The sequence below is a fragment of the Candidatus Dadabacteria bacterium genome (assembly GCA_009837205.1).
Classification (GTDB): domain Bacteria; phylum Desulfobacterota_D; class UBA1144; order Nemesobacterales; family Nemesobacteraceae; genus Nemesobacter.
Map to the genome: position 1 here is coordinate 1 of VXTZ01000026.1, position 21,195 is coordinate 21,195.

The 21,195-nt window shown below is 51.2% G+C and carries 19 protein-coding genes, 2 tRNA genes and 1 other RNA gene; 17 read left to right on the forward strand and 5 right to left on the reverse strand.

The window, feature by feature from the left end; translation table 11 throughout:
- Positions 1 to 433 precede the first annotated feature (433 nt).
- The 4 genes from ffs to recR all read left to right on the forward strand — a co-directional run bounded on the left by ffs (position 434) and on the right by recR (position 3,176).
- Positions 434 to 531, forward strand: an RNA gene (gene ffs, locus F4Z13_05945) — signal recognition particle sRNA small type.
- Positions 532 to 542: 11 nt separating this feature from the next.
- Positions 543 to 2,234 carry a DNA polymerase III subunit gamma/tau gene (gene dnaX / locus F4Z13_05950; GenBank protein MXZ48772.1) on the forward strand — a complete coding sequence of 564 codons (1,692 nt, stop codon included), beginning with the start codon at positions 543 to 545 and terminating at the stop codon, positions 2,232 to 2,234.
- Between the two features lie 11 nt (positions 2,235 to 2,245).
- Positions 2,246 to 2,569, forward strand: a complete 324-nt coding sequence (locus F4Z13_05955) for a YbaB/EbfC family nucleoid-associated protein (GenBank protein MXZ48773.1) — start codon at positions 2,246 to 2,248, stop codon at positions 2,567 to 2,569.
- A gap of 1 nt (position 2,570) precedes the next feature.
- Complete coding sequence (gene recR, locus F4Z13_05960; protein MXZ48774.1) at positions 2,571 to 3,176, forward strand: recombination protein RecR; 606 nt, start codon at positions 2,571 to 2,573, stop codon at positions 3,174 to 3,176.
- A 9-nt stretch (positions 3,177 to 3,185) separates the two neighbouring features.
- Here recR and F4Z13_05965 read toward each other — a convergent pair whose 3' ends face one another.
- Together F4Z13_05965 and F4Z13_05970 are read right to left on the reverse strand one after the other, a co-directional pair.
- Positions 3,186 to 4,841 (reverse strand): carbon starvation protein A, encoded by a 1,656-nt coding sequence (locus tag F4Z13_05965; protein ID MXZ48775.1) that lies wholly within the window; start codon positions 4,839 to 4,841, stop codon positions 3,186 to 3,188.
- Between the two features lie 78 nt (positions 4,842 to 4,919).
- The gene (locus tag F4Z13_05970) at positions 4,920 to 6,806 is read right to left on the reverse strand and encodes an ABC-F family ATP-binding cassette domain-containing protein (protein ID MXZ48776.1); all 1,887 of its coding nucleotides are present in this window, start codon (positions 6,804 to 6,806) and stop codon (positions 4,920 to 4,922) included.
- Positions 6,807 to 6,876: 70 nt separating this feature from the next.
- On the opposite strand from F4Z13_05970, the gene F4Z13_05975 reads away from it, so the two are divergent.
- The 5 genes from F4Z13_05975 (at position 6,877) to F4Z13_05995 (ending at position 12,630) form a co-directional block, all read left to right on the forward strand.
- On the forward strand, positions 6,877 to 8,070 hold the full coding sequence (locus F4Z13_05975) for an N-acetyltransferase (protein MXZ48777.1): 1,194 nt from the start codon (positions 6,877 to 6,879) through the stop codon (positions 8,068 to 8,070).
- A 10-nt stretch (positions 8,071 to 8,080) separates the two neighbouring features.
- Positions 8,081 to 8,416, forward strand: a complete 336-nt coding sequence (locus F4Z13_05980; protein ID MXZ48778.1) for an ATP-dependent Clp protease adaptor ClpS — start codon at positions 8,081 to 8,083, stop codon at positions 8,414 to 8,416.
- Position 8,417: 1 nt separating this feature from the next.
- Positions 8,418 to 10,673: an ATP-dependent Clp protease ATP-binding subunit ClpA gene (gene clpA / locus F4Z13_05985; GenBank protein MXZ48779.1), complete on the forward strand. Its 2,256-nt coding sequence runs from the start codon at positions 8,418 to 8,420 to the stop codon at positions 10,671 to 10,673.
- Between the two features lie 46 nt (positions 10,674 to 10,719).
- Positions 10,720 to 11,742, forward strand: coding sequence for an acyl-CoA thioesterase (locus tag F4Z13_05990; GenBank protein MXZ48780.1), 1,023 nt, complete (start codon positions 10,720 to 10,722; stop codon positions 11,740 to 11,742).
- 75 nt (positions 11,743 to 11,817) lie between these two features.
- Complete coding sequence (locus F4Z13_05995) at positions 11,818 to 12,630, forward strand: glutamate racemase (GenBank protein ID MXZ48781.1); 813 nt, start codon at positions 11,818 to 11,820, stop codon at positions 12,628 to 12,630.
- Between the two features lie 9 nt (positions 12,631 to 12,639).
- Here F4Z13_05995 and F4Z13_06000 read toward each other — a convergent pair whose 3' ends face one another.
- The 3 genes from F4Z13_06000 to F4Z13_06010 all read right to left on the reverse strand — a co-directional run bounded on the left by F4Z13_06000 (position 12,640) and on the right by F4Z13_06010 (position 16,656).
- On the reverse strand, positions 12,640 to 13,623 hold the full coding sequence (locus F4Z13_06000) for an electron transfer flavoprotein subunit alpha/FixB family protein (protein MXZ48782.1): 984 nt from the start codon (positions 13,621 to 13,623) through the stop codon (positions 12,640 to 12,642).
- Positions 13,624 to 13,678: 55 nt separating this feature from the next.
- Positions 13,679 to 14,521, reverse strand: a complete 843-nt coding sequence (locus F4Z13_06005) for an electron transfer flavoprotein subunit beta/FixA family protein (protein MXZ48783.1) — start codon at positions 14,519 to 14,521, stop codon at positions 13,679 to 13,681.
- 230 nt (positions 14,522 to 14,751) lie between these two features.
- Complete coding sequence (locus tag F4Z13_06010; GenBank protein MXZ48784.1) at positions 14,752 to 16,656, reverse strand: ABC transporter substrate-binding protein; 1,905 nt, start codon at positions 16,654 to 16,656, stop codon at positions 14,752 to 14,754.
- A 281-nt stretch (positions 16,657 to 16,937) separates the two neighbouring features.
- Between F4Z13_06010 and F4Z13_06015 the strand changes: the two genes are divergently transcribed.
- From F4Z13_06015 to F4Z13_06050, 8 genes are all read left to right on the forward strand, one after another.
- Complete coding sequence (locus F4Z13_06015) at positions 16,938 to 17,390, forward strand: RpiB/LacA/LacB family sugar-phosphate isomerase (protein MXZ48785.1); 453 nt, start codon at positions 16,938 to 16,940, stop codon at positions 17,388 to 17,390.
- Between the two features lie 7 nt (positions 17,391 to 17,397).
- Positions 17,398 to 18,429 carry an aspartate-semialdehyde dehydrogenase gene (locus F4Z13_06020; GenBank protein MXZ48786.1) on the forward strand — a complete coding sequence of 344 codons (1,032 nt, stop codon included), beginning with the start codon at positions 17,398 to 17,400 and terminating at the stop codon, positions 18,427 to 18,429.
- Entirely contained in the window at positions 18,422 to 18,949 is a 528-nt protein-coding gene (locus F4Z13_06025; GenBank protein ID MXZ48787.1) for a zinc ribbon domain-containing protein, read from the forward strand. Before F4Z13_06020 ends, F4Z13_06025 begins: the two co-directional genes overlap by 8 nt.
- A gap of 24 nt (positions 18,950 to 18,973) precedes the next feature.
- Positions 18,974 to 19,849, forward strand: coding sequence for a 4-hydroxy-tetrahydrodipicolinate synthase (locus tag F4Z13_06030; protein MXZ48788.1), 876 nt, complete (start codon positions 18,974 to 18,976; stop codon positions 19,847 to 19,849).
- A gap of 8 nt (positions 19,850 to 19,857) precedes the next feature.
- Positions 19,858 to 20,460: a ribonuclease HII gene (locus F4Z13_06035; protein ID MXZ48789.1), complete on the forward strand. Its 603-nt coding sequence runs from the start codon at positions 19,858 to 19,860 to the stop codon at positions 20,458 to 20,460.
- 65 nt (positions 20,461 to 20,525) lie between these two features.
- A complete protein-coding gene (locus F4Z13_06040) occupies positions 20,526 to 20,867 on the forward strand; it encodes a MerR family transcriptional regulator (protein ID MXZ48790.1) in 342 nt (113 codons plus the stop codon).
- A 50-nt stretch (positions 20,868 to 20,917) separates the two neighbouring features.
- Positions 20,918 to 20,993 (forward strand) — tRNA-Pro (locus tag F4Z13_06045).
- A gap of 122 nt (positions 20,994 to 21,115) precedes the next feature.
- A tRNA-Pro gene (locus F4Z13_06050) sits at positions 21,116 to 21,192 on the forward strand.
- Positions 21,193 to 21,195 lie beyond the last annotated feature (3 nt).

The window sequence follows — 21,195 nt, forward strand, 5'->3', positions numbered from 1 at the left end:
CTGAGAGAAAACCAGTTTCCCCGTGTACATGACATCTGCCTCCTGTTATGCTGATGGATACATGTATCATGGGAAAACAGATTTTGAACTTCAAGTCGGACGCATCTATTAATGGCTGTTTTGTCGCTATAATCAAGTGGTTACAATACACTCAGCTCAAAACGTTGGGACAGCAGTGTATCCCACGATTTTATATACAGATGGTTTATTAAAATCTTATTTATCTTTTGTTCAATGCAAGTGAAGCCTTGCAGAGGAATAAACAATCCAAGTAAAAAGACATTCGAGGGAAATCCGCCAACCGTAACATTGTGCCGTTTTCCCCTGATATAAAACGAAATTCCCGACCGCGCATTTCTAAAAAATCCGTTTTTGTGTAGATTGATTACCTACCGAGTCGCGACGGTTCATATGTTTGGAGAATGCAATCCAGTGGCCGGGCCCGTACGACTGGGGCTTGCGAACTCCGCCAGGCCCGGAAGGGAGCAACGGTAGCAAAAACCTCCGTGCGTTACGGATACCTGGTCGCTGGTTTTAATAAAATGGCATATAGAGTACTCGCCCGCAAGTGGCGCCCCCAGACTTTCGAAGACCTGATAGGTCAGGAATTCCCCGCCGTCACCCTCAGAAACTCAATCGAATCCGGGAAGATAGCCCACGCACTGCTTTTCGCCGGCCCGAGAGGCACGGGAAAGACATCCACGGCGAGAATCGTCGCCAAGGCCATAAACTGCGAGAGAAAAGACGGGGGGAAATTCCCTTGCTCAACCGAGCAGTGCTCAATCTGCGAGGGGATATCGGAGGGAAAATCGCTTGACGTGCAGGAGATCGACGCCGCTTCGCACACGGGCGTGGCCGATGTTCGCGAGATCATAGAGAGCGTCAAATACTCCCCCGCTTCCGCGAGAAAAAAAGTCTACATAATCGACGAAGTGCACATGCTCTCCCAGTCGGCCTTTAACGCCCTCCTTAAGATAATGGAAGAGCCCCCGGAGCACGCGATTTTCATACTGGCGACTACGGAAGCCCACAAGGTTCCCCCGACCATCATGTCCCGCTGCCAGAGATACGATTTCAAGAAAATACCTGTCGAGAAAATAAAGGAGTCTCTCGAGAAAATAACAAAGGCGGAGGGGATAAAAATCGATACGGAAACCCTCTACCTGATCGCAAGGGAATCTGAGGGAAGCATGAGAGATTCACTGAGCCTGCTTGACCAGCTGACCGTGTCCTTTGAAGACAGGATAACCCACAAGGACGTAATAAGCCTGCTCGGCATACCGGATAACGAATCGCTTAAAAGCATCCTGAGAGCCGTTTTCGCGAAGGAACCGGCAAAATGCGTGGAGCTCGTGCGAAACGCCGCGTCAAAAGGGATAAGCCCCAGGAGAATGGCCCAGGACATCATTTACATGTTCAGGAACCTGCTCTACCTTAAGATCTGCGGCAAGGATTTTACCTCCGACCTGTCCCCGGATGAAAAGGACGAGCTTTCAGAACTGGTAAAAGACGAATCCACGGAAACCGTGGAGCTTCTTTTTAACGTAATAATCGACGGGGGAGAGAGAATACGCAGCTCCTTTTACCCGGAAATCGTGCTTGAGCTTGCGCTTGTAAAGATGAGCACTGTCGGAAAAGTAGAGAAGATAGACAACATTCTGAAAAGGCTTGAGAGACTGTCTCCGCAGGCTTCCGGCACGGGAAAAACACCTAGCTCCCCGGGAGGACAGACTAGAACCGCGGAGCGCCGTCCCGAGAAACAGGAAGACAAACCCGCGGAGAAAGAGAGCAGGCACGTTGAAGAAAAAGGCACGGGGGAAAACGAAAAACCGGCAAAGCAAACACCTGCGTCTGCGGCCGGGGAGCAAACCTCGGGCGACGATCCCGTAAAACAGGAGATCGTCGACTTTGTGCACGGCAAAGACAAGTTCTTAGCGAAAAAGCTTGCCCAGGCCCACCTGCTTGAAGTAAAGGGAAACCGGGTGAGCGTGAAATTTCTTAAAAACGGCATAAATCATGAAAAAGAGCTTAAAAAATCGAGAGAGCTGAGAAAGATACTAAAGGAAATGCTCGGCGTTGAGAGAATAAGGCTCGATATCGATACCATAAACGACGAGGAAATTAACGGGACCGGCGGAGCCTCGAGAAAGCCTGATCCCGCGGAGGACGAGATAGTTAACTACGCAATCCGACAGTTTGACGCCAGCGTGATAAAAAGAAAAAATTTAAGCTAGGGGTGAAAAAAATGAAATTAGGCGGAAACATGAAAAACATTATGAAGCAGATGGGGAAGATGAAGGAGCAGATGGAGCGCCTTCAGAACGAGGCCGGGGAAAAAACCGTGGAAGCTTCTTCCGGAGGCGGAATGGTCACGGTTACGGCAAAGGCCAAAGGAGAGATATCATCAATAGTCATAGAGCCCGAAATAATAAGCGAAACCGACATTGAGATGCTCCAGGACCTTGTGACCGCCGCCGTGAATGAGGCCCTTTATAAAGGACAGGAGCTTATGAAAGACGAAGTCTCGCGCTTCACCGCCGGCATGGGGCTTCCGCCGGGGCTTATCTGAGATGCCAAGAACCGGCCTTCCCGAGCCGATCTCAAGACTAATAGAAGAACTTTCCAAGCTTCCGGGAATCGGCGAGAAAAACGCGACACGCCTTGCATTTCACATATTCCGATCATCGGAAGCCTACGCGCGCAGCCTCTCAAGCGCAATAATCAGAACCAAATCCGACGTAAGCACATGCAGCACGTGCTTTAACTTCACGGAAAAGGATCCGTGCGCGATCTGTTCGGATCCTTCAAGAGATCCGCAGGTCCTCTGCGTCGTCGAAGAACCGCTTGACCTGCTGGCCATAGAGAGAAGCGGGGAGTTCCGGGGAAAATACCACGTCCTCCACGGGGTAATCTCCCCCCTTGAAGGCGTGGGCCCAGAAGACCTCCGGATAAAAGAACTCATAACAAGAGCGAGGCATGAAAATATAAGAGAGATAATAGTCGCGACCGGCACAAACGTCGAAGGCGAAGCCACCGCGGTTTACCTCTCAAGAACAATAAAGCCCCTCGGGATCAAAACCTCGAGAATAGCCTACGGAATACCCGTCGGTGGAGACATAGAGTTCATAGACGAACTCACGCTCGGCAAGGCGCTTCGGGACAGAAAGGAAATGTAACGTAAGGCCTCAGCCGTCGCCGGGAGTTCTCCTCGACACGATCGCAGCCTCAAAAACCAGCCAGACGGCAAGAACGAGCATTATCGCCGAGAGGCTGAAAAGAAGCGTGTTATCCAGAAAATACTTAAGGTTGAAAAATATGGAGGCAGTAGTCATGGCCACCAGAAAAACCATCGGCACAAGCGTGTAGATAAACGGTTTTTTCGATCTTCTTAGGTAAAGGGTAATCAGAAGCAGCGTGATTCCGGCTATCAATTGGTTTGTAGCGCCGAAAAGAGGCCAGAGCAAAAACCCGCCCGAGCCTGGCCCCTTGCCGGGAACCTGCGCGAAAAGTGCGAGAGCAAGCGGAGGCACGATGGCGAAAAACGCCCCGATATACCTGTTTTTAAGAGCCTTTATTCCGTAGGCCTCCCCAAGTTCGCCTATAACGATCCTCTGTATCCTGGCTCCGGTATCAAGGGAAGTGGCCGCAAAACTTATCACTATCACGCTTATAAGGGTAGTTCCCAGCACCTCGGGGATATGGATTGGGGTAAGAAAGCTCGAAGTTCCCATGACGAAATTCGCTATGCCGCCGCTTGATGCCGATTCCCACGAATGATAGTGCTCAAGCCATTCACTGCGCTCTATTCCCGCCGCGACCGCTAGAGTCGCTATCATGGCTAACGTGCCCTCCCCCAGCATACCCCCGTAACCCACGAATCTTGAATCCTTCATCCTGTCAAGCTGCTTCGAGGTAGTTCCGCTCGCGACAAGACCGTGGAATCCGCTTACCGCTCCGCACGCAATGGTTATGAAAAGAAACGGAAGCAGGGGAAGTCCGTCGGCGGCGAAATTAATAGCCGGGGCCTGCATCTCGGGATGCGCCACCATTATCCCCGTTATCAGTATCGCGAGACCTACGAAAAGATGGATTCCGTTTATGTAGTCCCTGGGCTGAAGAAGCATCCACACGGGAAGAACCGAAGCCACGAAGGAATAAATCATGAGAATGATTACCCAAGTCACCACCTGGCTTCCCATAACCTCGGGGATAGTCAGGGGAACTTTGGTCCCCGCCCAGACCATGAAATAAAGAAGCGCAAGCGCGATTATCGATGGCCACAGGATGGGAACCCCTCTTTTGTAGAAGAGAAATCCTATAACAAGTGCCACCAGTATCTGGAAGTTCACGGGAAGCACGCTTGCGGGAAAGCTTACGAAAAGAACCGCGATTGCGTAGGCGAAAACTGCTATCACGAAAAAGACCAGAAAGCAGACCATGAGAAGAAAAAGGGTTCTTCCCCTCGGACTTATGAATATGCCGGCTAGGTCCCCGACGGATCTTCCCCTGTTTCTCGCCGAGATAACCAGAGCGCCGAAATCATGAACGGCCCCGATGAAAATCGTTCCGAACACAACCCAGATAATCGCCGGAACCCACCCCCAGAACACGGCTATGGCCGGTCCTATTATAGGAGCGGCTCCCGCTATGGATGCAAAATGATGGCCGAAAAGAATGTGTCTGCCGGCGGGCACGTAATCCACGCCGTCCCGTAACTGGTGGGCAGGGGTAGGCTCCCCTTCTCTTACTCCGTAGACTTTTTCTGAGATGAACTTCGAGTAATACCTGTACCCGATCAGGTAAAGGGCTATTGCGACTATCGCTATTACGGCTGCGTTCATCCAAAGTTCTCTTAAATCAGAAAATCGCGGGTTTTATCATTATAAAGAAAAAACCGCGGTACAAAAACTTAACTGCATTTAATTAAAATTCTTTCGCATGTGCTCACTTACCTCATCCCACCTGCCGTAAAGGGCAGAGAGCTTCGCCTCGAGTTCACCTAGCTGCCTTGTTTTTTCTTCCCAGTTAGTGCTTTGGGGAAAAGTCTCGGGGTTCGCAAGCAATCTCTCCATCTCCTCTTTTTCAGTTTCGCATTCTGATATCCTGCTCTCAAGATCCGAAAGGGCATTTGACATCTGCTTTTTCGAAAGGAGCATCCAATTCTCCATGTTCTCTATGCCTTTTTCGCGAAGTTCCCTGTAAAGCCGATTGCGCCGCTCGGCCTCGAGGGCTTTTGTGGTTTTTTTCCTGGGTTCGTCGTTTTCCATCTCGGCGGGCATCTGTTCATCATCTGAGTCGCGGGATTTTTTCTCGAGAAACTCCGAGTAATTGCCTATAAAGGTCTCAACCCCTCCTCCTTCCACGTACCACACCCTGTTTACTAGGCTGTCAATGAAATACCTGTCGTGGCTTATCAGCAAAAAGGTGCCGGAATACTCCTCGAGGGCACGACGAAGTACCTCCCTAGAAGCCATGTCAAGGTGGTTCGTAGGCTCGTCGAGGACCAGAAAATTGGAACGGGAAACCAGAATCTTTAGAAGTGACAGGCGGCTTTTCTCGCCACCCGAGAGAACTGATACTTTCTTGGTTATATCGGAAGCACCGAAAAGAAACGAGCCCAGAAGCGTTCTCGCCTCGGTCTGGAAAAAAAGAGGATAAGCTCCGATGAATTCCTCGTAGACCGTGTTCTGCGGATTAAGCATCTCGTCCTGGTTCTGGGCGTAGTAACCCAGGGTTACGTTGTGGCCGAGGCGGCTCTGGCCAGAGAAACCCTCCACGCCGGCAACCATCTTGCAGAGAGTGGTTTTCCCCTCGCCGTTTTTCCCGGTAACGGCTACCCTGTCTCCTCTCTCCACACGAAGCGCGGGGGAGTTTTGAAAAACGACATTCCTTGTACCGCCGGAAACCTCATACTCCTTTGAGAAATCGCTTATCTCGTAAACCACGCGTCCCGCGCGTTCGGGGGCAGGAAAATCAAACTCAAGGGTTCTGTGGGTCTCCGGGGACGGGGCTTCGGGTTCCATTTTCTCAAGCATTTTTATCCTGCTCTGCACCTGTCTTGCCTTTGAAGCCTTGTACCTGAACCGCTCTATGAAACGACGCTGCGCCCGCAGTTTTCTCTCCTGGTTTTTAGCAGTCGCCTCGGCGACCGCGGCAAGCTGCTCTTTTCTCTCAAGGTAAGCAGAGTAGTCGCCTCGAAACTCCCTTATCCCCCCGCCTTCAAGCTCCGCGATCGTGTCAACCATGCGGTCAAGGAGGTATTTGTCGTGAGATACCAGAACCACGGTTCCGCGGTAGTTTCCAAGGTACCCTTCAAGCCACTCTATGCTTTTTATGTCAAGATGGTTGGTCGGCTCATCGAGAAGAAGAACCTCGGGTTCCAGAAGAAGTATTCTCGCAAGCTCGACCCGCATCTTCCAGCCACCCGAAAGGGAAGAAACCTTCTGGGAGAGTTGTTCCCCCGTAAAACCCAGTCCGAACAGGATTTTCTCGGCTTCGTGTACGGGTTTTTCGGAACCTTCCTCGCCTTCGTCGCGATCGCTCGTGCGGGCTGCTGAGAGCACCGTAAGATCACCTGTTCCCAGATCCATTATCTGCGGCAGGTAGCCCACGGTCAGCGCGGAGGGGACGGATGCCTGCCCTTTTTCCGGCTCCATGAGTTCCATTACGATCTCAAGCAGCGTAGTTTTACCCGAGCCGTTCGGACCTACAAGACCGTATTTTCTTCCCTTTTTTATGCTCCACTCAAGGTTTCGGAAAAGTTCCTTACCAGCGAAGGAATGACATATGCCTGACAAGCCTATCATCTCGACAAAAACAAAAAGAAACCTGATACTATTTCTCGGCGATACCCTCTTTGCTCACCGGTTGCGGATAATGAAGATACGAAAAAAGCTATCCAAAAAATCAACCGCATTCCAGATATGCCATTCGATAACGGAAGTCGAAAAAAGAAAATACGACTCCATCCAGCCCGATAACAACCCTTTTTTCGAGTTTGATTTTCTCTTCGCTCTAGAGAAATCCGGATGCGTGGGTCCGGGCACCGGATGGGAGCCGCGCCACCTTCTGCTACGCGAGGGAAAAAAGCTTGTCGGAGCGGTTACGTTCTACCTGAAAACCGATTCCTACGGCGAGTACATATTCGACTGGCAATGGGCGCGGGCCTATCAGGACGCGGGGTTAAGATACTACCCCAAGGCGGTCGCAGGAGTACCGTTTACCCCGACAACCGGCCCGAGGATAATCGTTCACAAAGACTACGATTATGAAACATGCGCGCAGGCACTCATAAAGAAACTGGTTGAAGTATGTTCTCTTAAAAGCCTCTCTTCAATACATTTTCTGTTCGTAACAGAAGAAGAGCAGGAACTGCTCTCTGACTGCGGATTTCTCTCAAGACTCACTCACCAGTACCACTGGCATAATTCGGGTTATCTCTGTTTCGATGACTTTCTCGGAGACCTTCGCTCTGGAAGAAGAAAACAGATAAAGAAGGAAAAACGCCGCCTCGGCGATCTGGGCGTTGAGATCTCGGTGCTTGAGAAAGAGCATATACAACGCGAGCACATAGACTCTATCTGGGAATTCTATGTGAACACCAACTCGAGGAAATGGGGAAGCGCCTATCTTAACAGGGAGTTTTTCGACTCGGTGTTCGAGACGTACAGGGAAAAAACTGTACTTGTGATCGCGCAGATAGATGGCCATCCGGTCGGCGGCACCATAAATTTCAGAAAAGGCGACAAGCTCTACGGCAGGTACTGGGGATGCAACATAGAGATTCCGTACCTTCATTTCGAGTGCTGTTACTACAGACCGATAGAGTTTGCCATAGATAACGGAATAAATGTCTTCGAGGCTGGCGCGCAGGGCGAACACAAGTTCCTCCGCGGTTTTGAAGCGGTACCGGTTTACAGTTCCCATCTGTTTTTCAACCCCGGGGCGCAGAGATCCATAGACAACTTCCTTCGGGAAGAAAGACCCTACATGCGATCGCTTATCTCTGAGTACAACAAACACTCCCCGCTTAAGCGGGCCCGCGGTGGCAAACCGGAAAAAATCGTATAAAATATTGCACATGTCTGAGCGCGAGAATCCGACTCATACTAGGGACCCCCAGCAGGTCGTCAGGGAGGATATCCGGGTAAAAAGGCCGGATATGTATATGATAGTCCTGCTGAACGACGACTACACCCCGAGGGACTTTGTAGTCTGGGTTCTAATGAAAGTGTTCTTCAAAAATGAAAACGACAGCAGAACCATAATGCTCGAAGCTCACACCAAGGGAAAAAGCGTCGTCGACTGCTATACCTACGACATAGCTACCACGAAGATAAGACAGGTAAAAGACCTGGCGGAGAAATACGAACATCCGCTAAAATGCATACTTGAAATCCAAAAGGCGGGAAGTTGACATGGTGGCATCAGAAGAACTCGAAAAAACCCTCTACCGAGCCTACCAGCAGGCAAAAGACCGCAAGCACGAGTTTATCACACCGGAGCATATACTCCTTGAACTCACAAGGGACAAAATCGCCGCGGAAGTGCTGATAGAATGCGACGTTGACACCGGGCTTCTCGCAAACGATCTTGAGGAGCACCTCACTAAAAACATATCCTCGATCGACTCCCCCCATCTCCCCGAACCGACCTACTCCGAAGGAAGCAAGTACATCTTCAGGGTGGCTTCAATGCACGCCGAAAGCGCGGAAAAAAAAGAAATATCCGGGGCTAACATACTGGTCGCCATGTTCAGGGTTCCCGAATCGCACGCCGTGTACTTCCTGAACCGCCAGGGACTTACCCGGTTTGCCGTTATAAAGCAGGTATCCCACGGAAAAGGCGAGGAGGACGAAGAACAGCAGGAAAAACCGGCAACCACCAAGGAGCAACAGAAGGAAACAAAAAAGGCCGAGACCAAAAACCCCCTTGAGCTTTACTGCACGGACCTGATCGAAAAAGCCCGGAATGGAAGCATCGACCCCCTCATAGGAAGAGAGAAAGAGGTCCAGAGGATAATCCACATTCTCGGCAAGAGAAAAAAGAACAACCCCGTGCTTGTCGGGGACGCGGGGGTGGGGAAAACGGCGATCGTTGAAGGAGTGGCTCACCGCGTGGTTTCCGGGGAAGTCCCCGAAGCGATGAAAAACCTCAAGATACATCTTCTAAACATAGGAACCCTCACGGCCGGAACGAAATACAGGGGAGACTTCGAGGAAAGGCTTAACGCCGTCATAGACGAAACCAAGAGGGACCCGGACAACGTGCTTTTCATAGACGAGATCCACACGGTCATAGGAGCCGGAGCAGTTTCCGGCGGAAGCCTTGACGCGTCTAACATGCTAAAGCCCGCCCTTGCCGGAGGAGACATAAAATGCATAGGAACGACGACGCTTAAGGAATACAGGATCATCTTCGAGAAAGACCACGCGCTTTCAAGAAGATTTCAGAGGGTAACCGTGGATGAGCCGTCGGTTGAGGATTGCGGAAAAATTCTGTTCGGACTTAAGCGCCATTACGAAAAATACCATAACGTGAAATACTCCCGGGGAGCGATAAGAGCGTGCATAGAACTCTCAGACAGGTACATAATGGACAGAAAGCTTCCGGACAAGGCTATCGACATCATGGACGAAGCCGGAGCCGCCGTGAAGCTCCGCAACCCCGACCCCGAGATAACGAGACAGGTAAAAGTGTCCGACATGGAAAAGCTGGTCGCAAAGATCGCGAAAATCCCCACCAAGTCGGTAAAAGTCGAGGACCGAAACCTCCTCCACGACCTCGGGGACAATCTAAAAGAATTCATCTACGCCCAGGACGAAGCCATAGACAAACTGGTAAACGCCATACAGATGTCGCGAGCCGGCATAAGCGAGCCGGAAAAGCCCGTGGGCTCTTTCATGTTCTCAGGACCTACGGGAGTTGGTAAAACGGAGCTTGCGAAAAAGCTCGCAGAGATCCTTGGGGTTGAATTCATACGCTTCGACATGAGCGAATACATGGAAAAACACACCGTCTCCCGCCTCATAGGCTCGCCGCCGGGATATGTCGGCTATGACCAGGGAGGACAGCTTACCGAAGCCATATACAAATCTCCTCACTGCGTCCTTCTACTCGATGAGATCGAGAAGGCGCACGAGGACATATACAACATACTGCTTCAGGTGATGGACCACGCGACGCTCACGGATTCAAACGGAAGGAAGGTGGACTTCCGCCAGGTAATTCTGATTCTGACGACGAACACCGGTTCGAGGGAAAGCATGAACAGGAACGTCGGGTTCGCGAAAAAAGAGTTTGAGGATAAAAGCCCGGAAGCCATAGACAAGTACTTCTCTCCGGAATTCAGAAACAGGCTGAATGAAATCATCAGGTTTAACCCTCTTGATATAAAAATAGTGGAGAGAATAGTCGACAAGATGATCGGAGAGCTTCAGCAGAGGCTCGTCCCGAAAAAAGTAACGATCAGCCTCACGCCGGAAGCGAGGCTTTTTCTCGCACGCAAGGGCTATGATCCCCAGCTCGGCGCAAGACCCGTGCAGAGAGTAATAAACTCCGAGGTGGCGGAGAAGCTTTCAAAGGAAATTCTCTTCGGCGAACTCTCAGGCGGCGGCAAGGCGATTGTCTCCCTTGAAGATGAACAGATAGTTCTTCGAGCGGAAACTGACTGAACCGCTTCCGGAGCGCACGCCGCGGCGGAGAGCGGCCAGAAAACCCATGATCTCCATAGGCGAAACTGCTAACAAAATGGTCCAGTACGTGCTTCCCGAACACTCCAACAATCACGGGACCCTGCACGGCGGAATACTCATGGACTGGATTATGCTCACTGCCAGCATCACGTCTTTTAAGTTCGCAAACGGGCCTGCGGTCCTGGGAGCCACAGACAGCATAGATTTTCTTAACCCAGTAAAGATCGGGGAGATAGTAGTTCTTGAAAGCTGGGTTGAGTACGCGGGAAACTCGTCCATTGAAGTCGCGGTACGCGTGCACTCAGAAAACGGGGAAACCGAAGAGAAAAAGCTTATAACCCTCTCCTATATGGCCTTCGTCGCCGTGGACGAAAATGTAGGACCGAGAAAAATAGAAGCAAAACTAAGCGCGTCCAGCACGGTTGAGCGGGAGATCATAACCTTGGCCGAGGAAAGAAAGGTGCGAAGACTTCCGGAGATAAAAAGAAGGAAAAGAAATCTCTCCAACGTAGCGGATGAGACGGAAAGTTCGAGGCTTATTTTCAATACCACCAAAATGGTGCTCCCGGAAGACGCCTTCTACGGGAAATTCATGTCCGTAGGAAAGCTCATGAAGTACATTGATGAGAGCGCCGCCATTTTGGCGAAAAGGTTTACCAAAGGTGTTCTGGTTACGGGATCTCTTGACGACCTTTTCTTCTACTCGCCGCTTAATGTAGGGAATTTGATTGAATTCAAGGCGGGTATCACCCATGTGGGGACAAGGTCGCTTGAATTGGCGATCAAGGTTGATTCGTATGATACCCAGACCGGAGAGTCATCCCACGCGTGCACGGCGTTTCTCACCTACGTGAAAGTCGACGAAGCCGGAAACCCCGTCCCGGTCCCCGAGTTCACCCCTGAAACTCCCTACGAAATCCGCCTCTGGAAAGAAGCGGAAAAAAGGAAGGTAAAGAGAAAAGCGAGGGTGGAGAGAGCCAAAAGTCTTGCCGATGATTACCTAAACGAATACAAAAAAGTAAGCTCAAGATCAGAGAAGAAAAGTTAATTGTCTTCTCCGGCGGAATTTAAAATCCGTTTTTTCCCATCCCCGGAGTAAGCACACAGCCACGGCGGCAGGATTATGGAAGAGAGAAAAAACTGGCCAATAGGGATTTTTGACTCGGGAATAGGAGGACTTACGGTCTCAAAGGAGATAATGAACCTTCTTTGCGAGGAGAATATCGTATATCTCGGCGACACGGCCAGAGTCCCTTATGGAACGAAATCCCAAAGAACCGTAAGAAAATACGTTGAGAGCACCACTAATTTCCTTCTATCAAAGAACATAAAGCTCCTGGTCGTGGCGTGTAACACCGCGTCTGCCTACGCGATAGAAATGCTGAAAGAAAATCTCGAAATTCCCGTTGTGGGAGTGGTGGAACCGGGAGCGAAAAGGGCCTCGGAACTCACTGTTAACGGAAAAATAGGGGTAATAGGAACCCAGGCGACCATAAAAAGCGGCTCCTATGAGAAAAAACTGCGGGAAATCTGCTCCTCTTCAATAGAGATACACTCAAAACCCTGCCCGCTTTTCGTCCCGCTTGCAGAGGAAGGATGGGAAAATGATGAAACCGCCGTCCTTATAGCCGAGAAGTATCTTGGAGATCTTAGGGAATCCGGAATAGATGTGCTGATACTAGGCTGCACACACTACCCTATTCTTAAAAACACGATCGCCGGGGTTATGGGAGAAGGGATAAGTCTTGTCGACTCAGCTGAAGAAACCGCAAAGCAGACCGAAAACATACTAAGATCTCAGGAGTTGCTTAGAGAAGACGGCAAGGCGCGGGAGATGTCGTTTTACCTTACCGACGATTCGGAAACCTTTACCTCAATCGCATCCAGGTTCCTCGGCAGACCCATGGAAAAAACGGAAGTCGTCGATATAGTGTGACGGGTTCCGCTACTCGGACAAGGCTTTTTTGAGTTCCTCAGTAAGCGGGGGAAGAACTTGGAAAAGGTCTCCGCAGATTCCATAATCGGATTTCGCGAAAATCGGGGCTTCCGGATCCTTGTTTATGGAAACTATCACTTTTGATGAACCCATGCCGGAGAAATGCTGTACCGAACCGGATATGGCAACCGCGACGTAAAGCACTGGAGACACCGCCTTTCCGGTCTGACCGACCTGCATGTCATATGGACAGTAACCCGCGTCGACTGCGGCTCTTGTCGCCCCAGCGGCCGCGCCAAGCAGATCCGCGAGATCGTATATGTGATTGAAATTCTCCTCGCTTCCAAGTCCTCTGCCGCCGGAAACCACCCTCTCGGCCTCGGTAAGCTCGGGCCGGTCAGATTCCTTGGTTTTCATTTCAATGACTTTGATCTTTATGTCGGCATCCGTAACCCCTGCATCTTCGTTCACTACCTGCACTGCACCGGCCGACTCTTCCTCCTTAAAGGAATTGGGCCTTACGGTGGCGATCATCGCGCTTCCGTCGCCGTTGAATTCCTGTGTGGATATCGCCCTGCTTGAGTGTGAATACCTTTTTATCTTAAGCCTTCCGTCGTCGGTCATGCCTATATCTACGCAGTCCATGGCAAGCCCCGAACCCACGCCAGAAGCGACTCTGGGCATGTAATCCTCGGCGAAAGCCGTGTTGCCTGAGAGCACAACCGCCGGAGAGTGTTTCTTTATAAGTTCGCAAAGGGCTTTCACGTAACCGTCAGGATTAAAATCCTTGAGGTTGGGGTTATCCACCACGTAGACTTTCTCCGCTCCGTAGCTTGCAAGCTCAGAAGCCCTGTCCGAAACGCCGCTTCCGAGCAGCACTGCGCAGACAGAACCTGCAAGTTTTCTTCTGGCCTCGGAAAGAACCTCAAACGTCACCTTTCTTATCTGTCCGTCAGCCTTTATATCAGCAACAACCCAGATTTCACTACTCATTTAATTCAAGCCTCCTAGCGATACTTTCTGATAAAGCAATCCCGAATATTCCGGATTATATGACCTTCGCGTCATCTCTTAAAAGCTTAACGAGTTCCTTTGCGGACTCGGCAATCTCGTCTCCCTTGACCGTAGCCTCGTCACTTCCCTTTATGATTCTCAGCTTTCTCTCCACCTCGGGAACCTCAAGACTCACTGTTTTTATCTTCGCCCCGGACTTGCCCACGGCATCCCTGCTGATGCCGAGAGAACCGAAATCCACATCGTCTAGGGAAACGATTTTCATCGGTTTTCTCTTCGCCTTCATTATGTTGGGAACGGACGCGTAGCGGGGCTCGTTCATAGCGTCGGGACAAGTTATAAGGACCGGGAGAGATACCTCGACGGAAACGCTTCCGCCATCGATCTCTTTCTGGCAGACAAGTTTTTTCTCATCCGGCTTTACGTCAATTACTTTGCTTACAAGCGCAAGGTGCGCAATCCCCAGTTCTTCGGCTATTTGTATGCCCACCTGCACGGATTCCTCGTCAATGATCTTCATCCCCGTGAAAATCAGGTCCACCCCCTCGATATTCCCAAGTTCCGACGCGACTAGTTTTGAAATGACAAGGGAGTCAACGGTCTCCCCGAGAGCTTCATCCGAGATATGGACCGCGGAATCGGCGCCCATCGCAAGCCCCTGAAGCAACGCCTGTGAAGCGCGTTGCGGGCCCGCTGTGATCAGAACAACTTCTCCCCCGTATGCTTCCTTGGTCCTGATGGCCTCCTCAACGGCGAACTCATCGTATGGATTCATGATCCACTTCATGCCTTCTGTGTCTATGGAATCGCCGGAGGAACCGACCTTTATCCTTGCTTCGGTGTCCTGCGTCTGTGTTATAAAAACCACTATCTTCACCTGATACTACCTCCATGCTGGACTGATTTAATCGAGATGTAAATCTTATAAAGAAAAAGCAGCTAAAGAACCCACTCCTTGTTAAGCGTATCATTATAAATACTAGGGAATTGCTGTCAAGAACAGAAAGCCCCCTGCAGAGAGTTATCCTCGGAGAAAAACCCCATTTCCCCACCCGCACCGCAGGCGCCCGGAATCATCAATCGTTGTTCCGAGGCTCAGGAGCACTGCTATAGATCAGTTCGATAGAGGTAGCGGATATCCCAAAGCCCGTACAACGTGGGCGTCGTGTTGCCGAAGATGTTTCGGACTGCGGTCAGCCGTTCCGAATGCGTTGTGTAGATGAGCGGCACGTTCTCGGCAACGATTTCCTGAGCACGGTGGTATAGCGCTATGCGTTCGTTACGATTCAGTTCCTGGCTCGCCCTTATGTAAAGACTATCTATTTCGGCTTCCCAGTCCGTTGCCGGCTGCATCTGATTCGGATACCAAAGGTGCAGATTCTCACTGCTATGCCAGACATTAATGCCGCCATGAGGGTCCGGCCCCCCGCTTAAGCCAATGACTATAGCTTCCCAGTCATAAGAGCGTGTCAACTGGGAAACGAGTTCGCCGAACTCGATCAGTCTGAAATCCGCCTTGATACCGACCTCCTCAAGATTCTGTTGGATGATCTTTCCAATCCTTTCACGTACGTTGGCCTGGGTTTGGGTTACCAGAGAAAACGCAATCGTATTACCTGCTTCGTCTTCACGAATCCCGTCCCCGTCGGTATCAACCCAGCCGAGATTATCTAGGATGCGGTTGGCTTCGGCGATGTCGTACTCGTACCGTCGCACGTTGGGATTGTGAAAGTCACCTGCGGCCGGACTGATGGAGGACCACTTCGGGTAGCCGAGTCCATGCTGTACGTCGCGTATGATCGCGTCTTTGTCAACGATGTGTGCGACAGCCTGGCGGAACTGCGTATTCCGGAACCACTTAAGCTTGGTGGCCGCTACATAGGGTTCCATTGTATCCGGGTTTTGGTCGGGGTTCATGTTAAAAGCCAGAAATGTCGACCCGAAGTTGGGACCTCTCCTGTGGATAGTGAAATTCCCCTCCGCCTGCAGCGGTTCGAGTTCCGCGAATTCCTCGCCCAGCACACCATGAATGTCTGAGTCCCCTTCCTTGAACCTAGCGAGTTCGGTCTCTAGGGACGGGACGATAAGGTGAACGATTTTGTCCAGGTACGGCAGACTGTTGCCCGTTTCATCCTTTAACCAGTAGTTCGGGTTGCGGCTCAGGACCAAGCGTTCCCCGGGGACATAGCGTTCGATGGTAAAGGGACCGGTGCCGATGACTTCGGCCGGCTCCGTGTCTATACCCCATACCTCGTTGAAAGTGCCGTCGTCCACGTACGGCTCCAGAATATGCTTGGGATAGATAGCGGTACCCATGGAGCGCAGGAACGGTGCAAACGGCACCGGCAAGACGCACTGTACCGTATAGTCGTCAAGCGCCGTAACGGTCATCCTCTCCTGCGTCCAAGTTCCTGTAGCCTCGTCCAGAAACCGGAAGTTGAACGTTGCCCCGGCGCTGGATTTTATGTCCTCGTTGTATACGATGCGGTTGAAGGTGAACTCCACGTCATGCGCCGTAAAAGGTGTTCCGTCGTGCCAAGTCACGTCCTTGCGCAGGGAAAAAGTCCAGGTCAGACCGTCATCCGAATGGGTCCAAGACTCGGCCAGCAACGGTTTGACTTCGTCAGTGAGCCACGAGGTCTCGGTCAGGCCCTCGAAGAGATACCCCAGAACTCCTGTCGACCCGGTATCGTTCGCAATAGCCAAGTTCAGGGTAAGCGGCTTGGAGGTGGTCGCGACCGTCAGCACCCCACCGGTCTTGCCAATCGTGTACTCAAACGCCTCGGCATTTCTTCTGAGCTGGTCGGCAATGCTGCCCGGGCGGTCGCTGTCGTGCAAGCAGGCAAGCAAGGCCAGCGTTGCGAAAACGGCTAAAGCGGCAAAAAGAACACCGGTCTGAGCGCATGACCGCAGTAATTGTCTTCCTCTGTGGAGTACACGGCCTCCAACAAGCTTGCTACGCCAAGAACTGCCGGGAAAAATGTAAGTTTTTAACTTTCGTTGTTGAGACATATCTTTCACTCCATTTTCAAGTTGCTTATCTTGTCTTAACGACAGATCATTTTACAATATCACACATTCTAGAGTATTTCGAAATTGAGCTTCACTGTCAGTACCAACCAGAAGCTAAGCGTTATATTAATCCTATCAAACATTCTGCAGACGGAAGACACTTCTTTAAGGCGATAACCCCAGCAGGTCGTTTGACCCGTGATGTCGCCGCCATATTATGGTATAGACTTATATAAAAATGAATCGGCATGGTTTTCGATCTGAGAAAGGAGATCCCGAAGATGAAGATCGCTGTTGGAAGTGATGAAAAAAACGCTCTTACCGACGAGGTAATAGAAGAGCTTCGCAAAAGAGACATGGACGTTGAGCTCTTCGGACCGCTTGCGGATGAAAACGTGGAATGGGCGGAAGTCGCAGAGCAGGTGGCCGAGAAGGTCTCTGAAAAAGAGTGCGACCAGGGAATACTGTTCTGCTCGACGGGAACGGGGGTAAGCATTGCCGCGAACAAGGTTCCCGGAATACGGGCAGCCCTGTGCACGGATTCAAAGACGGCCGCGGGCGCGCGCATGTGGAACGACGCGAACATACTTGCCATGAGCCTGCGTCTGATATCCCCCGACGTAGCGAAGGAAATCCTCGACGCGTGGTTCCAGAGCGAACCGGACCCCTCTGAGAAGGAAAACATAGAAAAAGTAGCCGGAATCGAATCAAAGTATCGCAGCCGGACAGACTGACAGGAAAATGGAAAGAAAAGAAAAATACAACGTGGCGATAGCGGGAGCCACGGGCGCCGTGGGACAGGAGATGATGCAGATACTCGAGGAAAGGAATTTCCCCGTGGGAGAACTGCGCCTTCTCGCTTCCGAGCGCTCCAGCGGGAGAAAATATAGTTTCTGCGGAAGGGAGATAATCGTCTCGGTGCTGGGTGAGGACTCCTTTCGTGGCATAGACATAGCTCTTTTCTCCGCCGGCTCCGAAAGAAGCAAAAAATACGCGGACCGCGCCGTTGCAAGCGGAGCGGTGGTTATTGACAACAGTTCGGCGTTTCGGATGGACCCCGAAATTCCCTTGGTAGTACCCGAGATAAACGCCCAAGCGGCCGCACTTCACGAAAAAAAAGGGATAGTTGCCAACCCAAACTGCACGACTGCGGTAGCTATTATGGCGCTCAAGCCCATTCATGAAGTATCAAGAATAAAAAGGGTGGTTGCGACGAGCTTTCAGGCGGTCTCGGGAGCGGGAGCCGGTGGGATAGCTGAGCTTGAAAGCCAAGTGCGAAGCTGGTCTGAGAGCGAAGAGCCCCCGCGCGAAATAAACACGTTTCCCCATCAGATAGCCTTTAACGTGATTCCTCACGTAGATTCCTTTACAGAGAGCGGCTACACGAAGGAAGAAATGAAGCTTCACAACGAAACGCGCAAGATACTGGGGGATGATTCCATAGTCCTCACGGCGACGACCGTGAGGGTTCCGGTTTTTCGGTCCCACTCGGTTTCACTTAATCTGGAAACGGAAAGAAAAGTGACTGTCGAGGAGGCAAGGGAGGCGATCAGGGATTTCCCCGGGGTTTCGCTCGTTGACGACCCGGAGAATTCCGACTACCCGATGCCGGTTGAAAGTTCCGGGAAAGATGACTGCTTTGTCGGAAGAATCAGGGAGGACTACACGGTCAAGAACGGTCTTTCCCTGTGGGTGAGCGGAGACCAGTTAAGGAAAGGCGCGGCTCTTAACGCAGTGCAGATAGCTGAGCTTCTGGTTAGAAACCATGTCTGAGAGAGGTGTTTTGAAAAAGCTTTCGGATTTTTTCCTTGCGCCGCCAAGGATCGACTCCGATGAACTGAAGGAGCTGCTCGGGGAAGACGATTCCGTGCTGCTCACGGTTCAGACCCTCAGCTGCACTTACAAACCGAGGGCATGGGTAGACAGAAACACTTTTTTCAGAAGCATACTGATACTTACGAAAAAAAGGATCCTGTTACTTAAAAACAGCTCCAAAGTGAACGTTCTAAGGGACATAGAGCTTGACACCATAACGCATCACAAGTTCGGTTCCACCAGAAGCAAGGGGCTCAAGCTTGAAATAAAGACAGTCGACGCGGAAGACTCGATTATGTTTCACCAGCAGTACAGAAAAGAGTTTGAAGAGCTTTCGGGGAAATTCGAAGAGGTGATGGCCCAAGCCATTGAACTCTCCGCGGGAACCGGAGAGACTTTCTTCTGCATGCACTGCGGAGCGAGAATTCCCGCCGCGAGCGTCTTCTGTTCTTCCTGCGGCAAAAAAGTTAGGGTATAGCAGCCTCTTGGGACGGAGAGAAAATTGATACACGGTTCTATAGTAGCGATAGTGACGCCGTTTGAAGACGGCGCCGTTGACTACGGAAATCTAGAAGAGTTAATAGAGTTCCATATAGAGAGCGGAACCCACGGCATAGTTCCGGTCGGAACCACAGGAGAATCCCCAACCCTCTCTCACGCTGAGCATGAAGAAGTAATAAAATTCACCGTGGATACGGTAAAGGAGAGGATTCCCGTGGTCGCGGGCACCGGGTCAAACAGCACCGAGGAAGCCCTGCGACTCACGAAATTCGCGGAGAAGGCCGGTGCGGACGCGGCTCTGGTGGTAACTCCTTACTACAACAAGCCGACTCAGGAAGGAATCTATAGGCATTTCCGCACAATTGCAGACAAGACTTCGATTCCCCTGATACTCTACAACGTGCCGGGGCGCACGGTCGTAAACATAGAGCCGGAAACCGTGGAGAGACTTTTTTGCGACTGCGAGAGCATAATCGGCATCAAAGAAGCCTCGGGCTCGCTTGAGCAGGCAAGCAGAATCATTTTTCTCTGCGGAGAGGATCTGATTCTCCTCTCGGGAGACGATGTGGTTAACTATCCCCTTCTAACGGTCGGGGGGAAGGGCTTCATAAGCGTGACAGCGAACATAGCTCCCGCGGACGTATCGGAAATGTACAACTCCTTTGCAAGGGGGGAACCTGAGAGGGCCAAAGAGATTCACTACCGCCTTCTCCCGCTTAGCAGAGTTCTCTTCGTGGAATCAAACCCGATACCCGTAAAGGCCGCTCTTGCCGTGATGGGGAAAATAAGCCCCGGGATAAGAGCCCCGCTTTATGAGCTTTCGGGAGAAAACCTCGAGAGACTGAAAAGAGAACTTGAGAGCTACGGGCTCACGTAAAACGGAAATTGTCTGAATCCGACTGCCTTTTACACACTGAAGATAGAGTCTCGGGATCCGGGAGAATCGTGGCCGGCGTCGACGAAGCCGGAAGAGGATGTCTGGCGGGGCCGGTCGTGGCAGGCGCCGTAATACTTGATGAGAACCGGCCTATTCACGGACTCAGGGATTCCAAGGCACTTTCTGAAAAAAGGCGCAATGAGCTTTTTGAGCAAATCCGGGAAAAGGCTCTCGCCTACTCGGTCGGCATGACCGCGGCCGAGGAGATCGATCGCATAAACATCCTGCGGGCGGCGCTTCTGGCAATGGAAAAAGCTGTTCTGGCCCTAGGGAGAAAACCGGACTGTCTTCTCATAGACGGCAACTCGAAGACTTCTCTTCCCATCCGGCAAAAGGCGATAATAAAGGGTGACTCAAAGTGCGCCTCAATAGCGGCCGCTTCAATTGTCGCAAAAGTGACAAGAGACCGCATCATGACCGAGATTGAAACAGAATACCCCGGATACGGCTTTTCCCGTCATAAGGGTTATCCCACAAAAGAACACCTCGGCGCTCTGCGAAATCTGGGGCCCTGCCCGATACATAGAAAATCCTTTAAAGGTGTCTTATAACTGATTGACATAATTATATCTTGACTTTTTCCCGCTATTGAAATGATAATATAAGTATGTCTGGGATGCTTTCAGATCTGTCTCTGCCGGACAAGCTTTATTTCAAGATAGGAGAAGTAAGCGAGATCATAGGAGTGAAACCCTATGTTCTCAGATACTGGGAAACCGAGTTCAAAGAAGTAAGGCCTATCAGGAGGAAGTCCCAGAGACTTTACGACAAGGACACGATTTATCTCTTCCACAAGATAAAGCACCTGCTCCACGATCAGAAATTCACCATAGCGGGGGTTCAGAAAAGACTCAGGGATGAGAAAAGCGGAAGCGGAAATATATCCCCCATCTATTCGGACAAAGTACTGTTGCGCGAAATTCTAAATGAGTTAAAATCCCTGAGGCGGGATCTCTGAACGGGCCACTTCGCGTCCTGTTCGCCTCTGATCCGGTTTCTTGTTAAATACGGGGTGTGGCGCAGTTGGTAGCGCACCGGTCTGGGGGACCGGGGGTCACCGGTTCAAGTCCGGTCACCCCGACCAAATCAAACCCGCAAGTCAGTTTTCAAGCCAAATTCAGTTGTCCATATGACTTTCTCAGTGTGCCGGGATTGGCTGTTGCGAGAAATCCCTGATGGGTTAAAATCTAGCCGGAACTTTTTGTTCGGGGTGTAGCGCAGCTTGGTAGCGCACCGGCTTCGGGAGCCGGGGGTCACCGGTTCGAATCCGGTCACCCCGACCATTC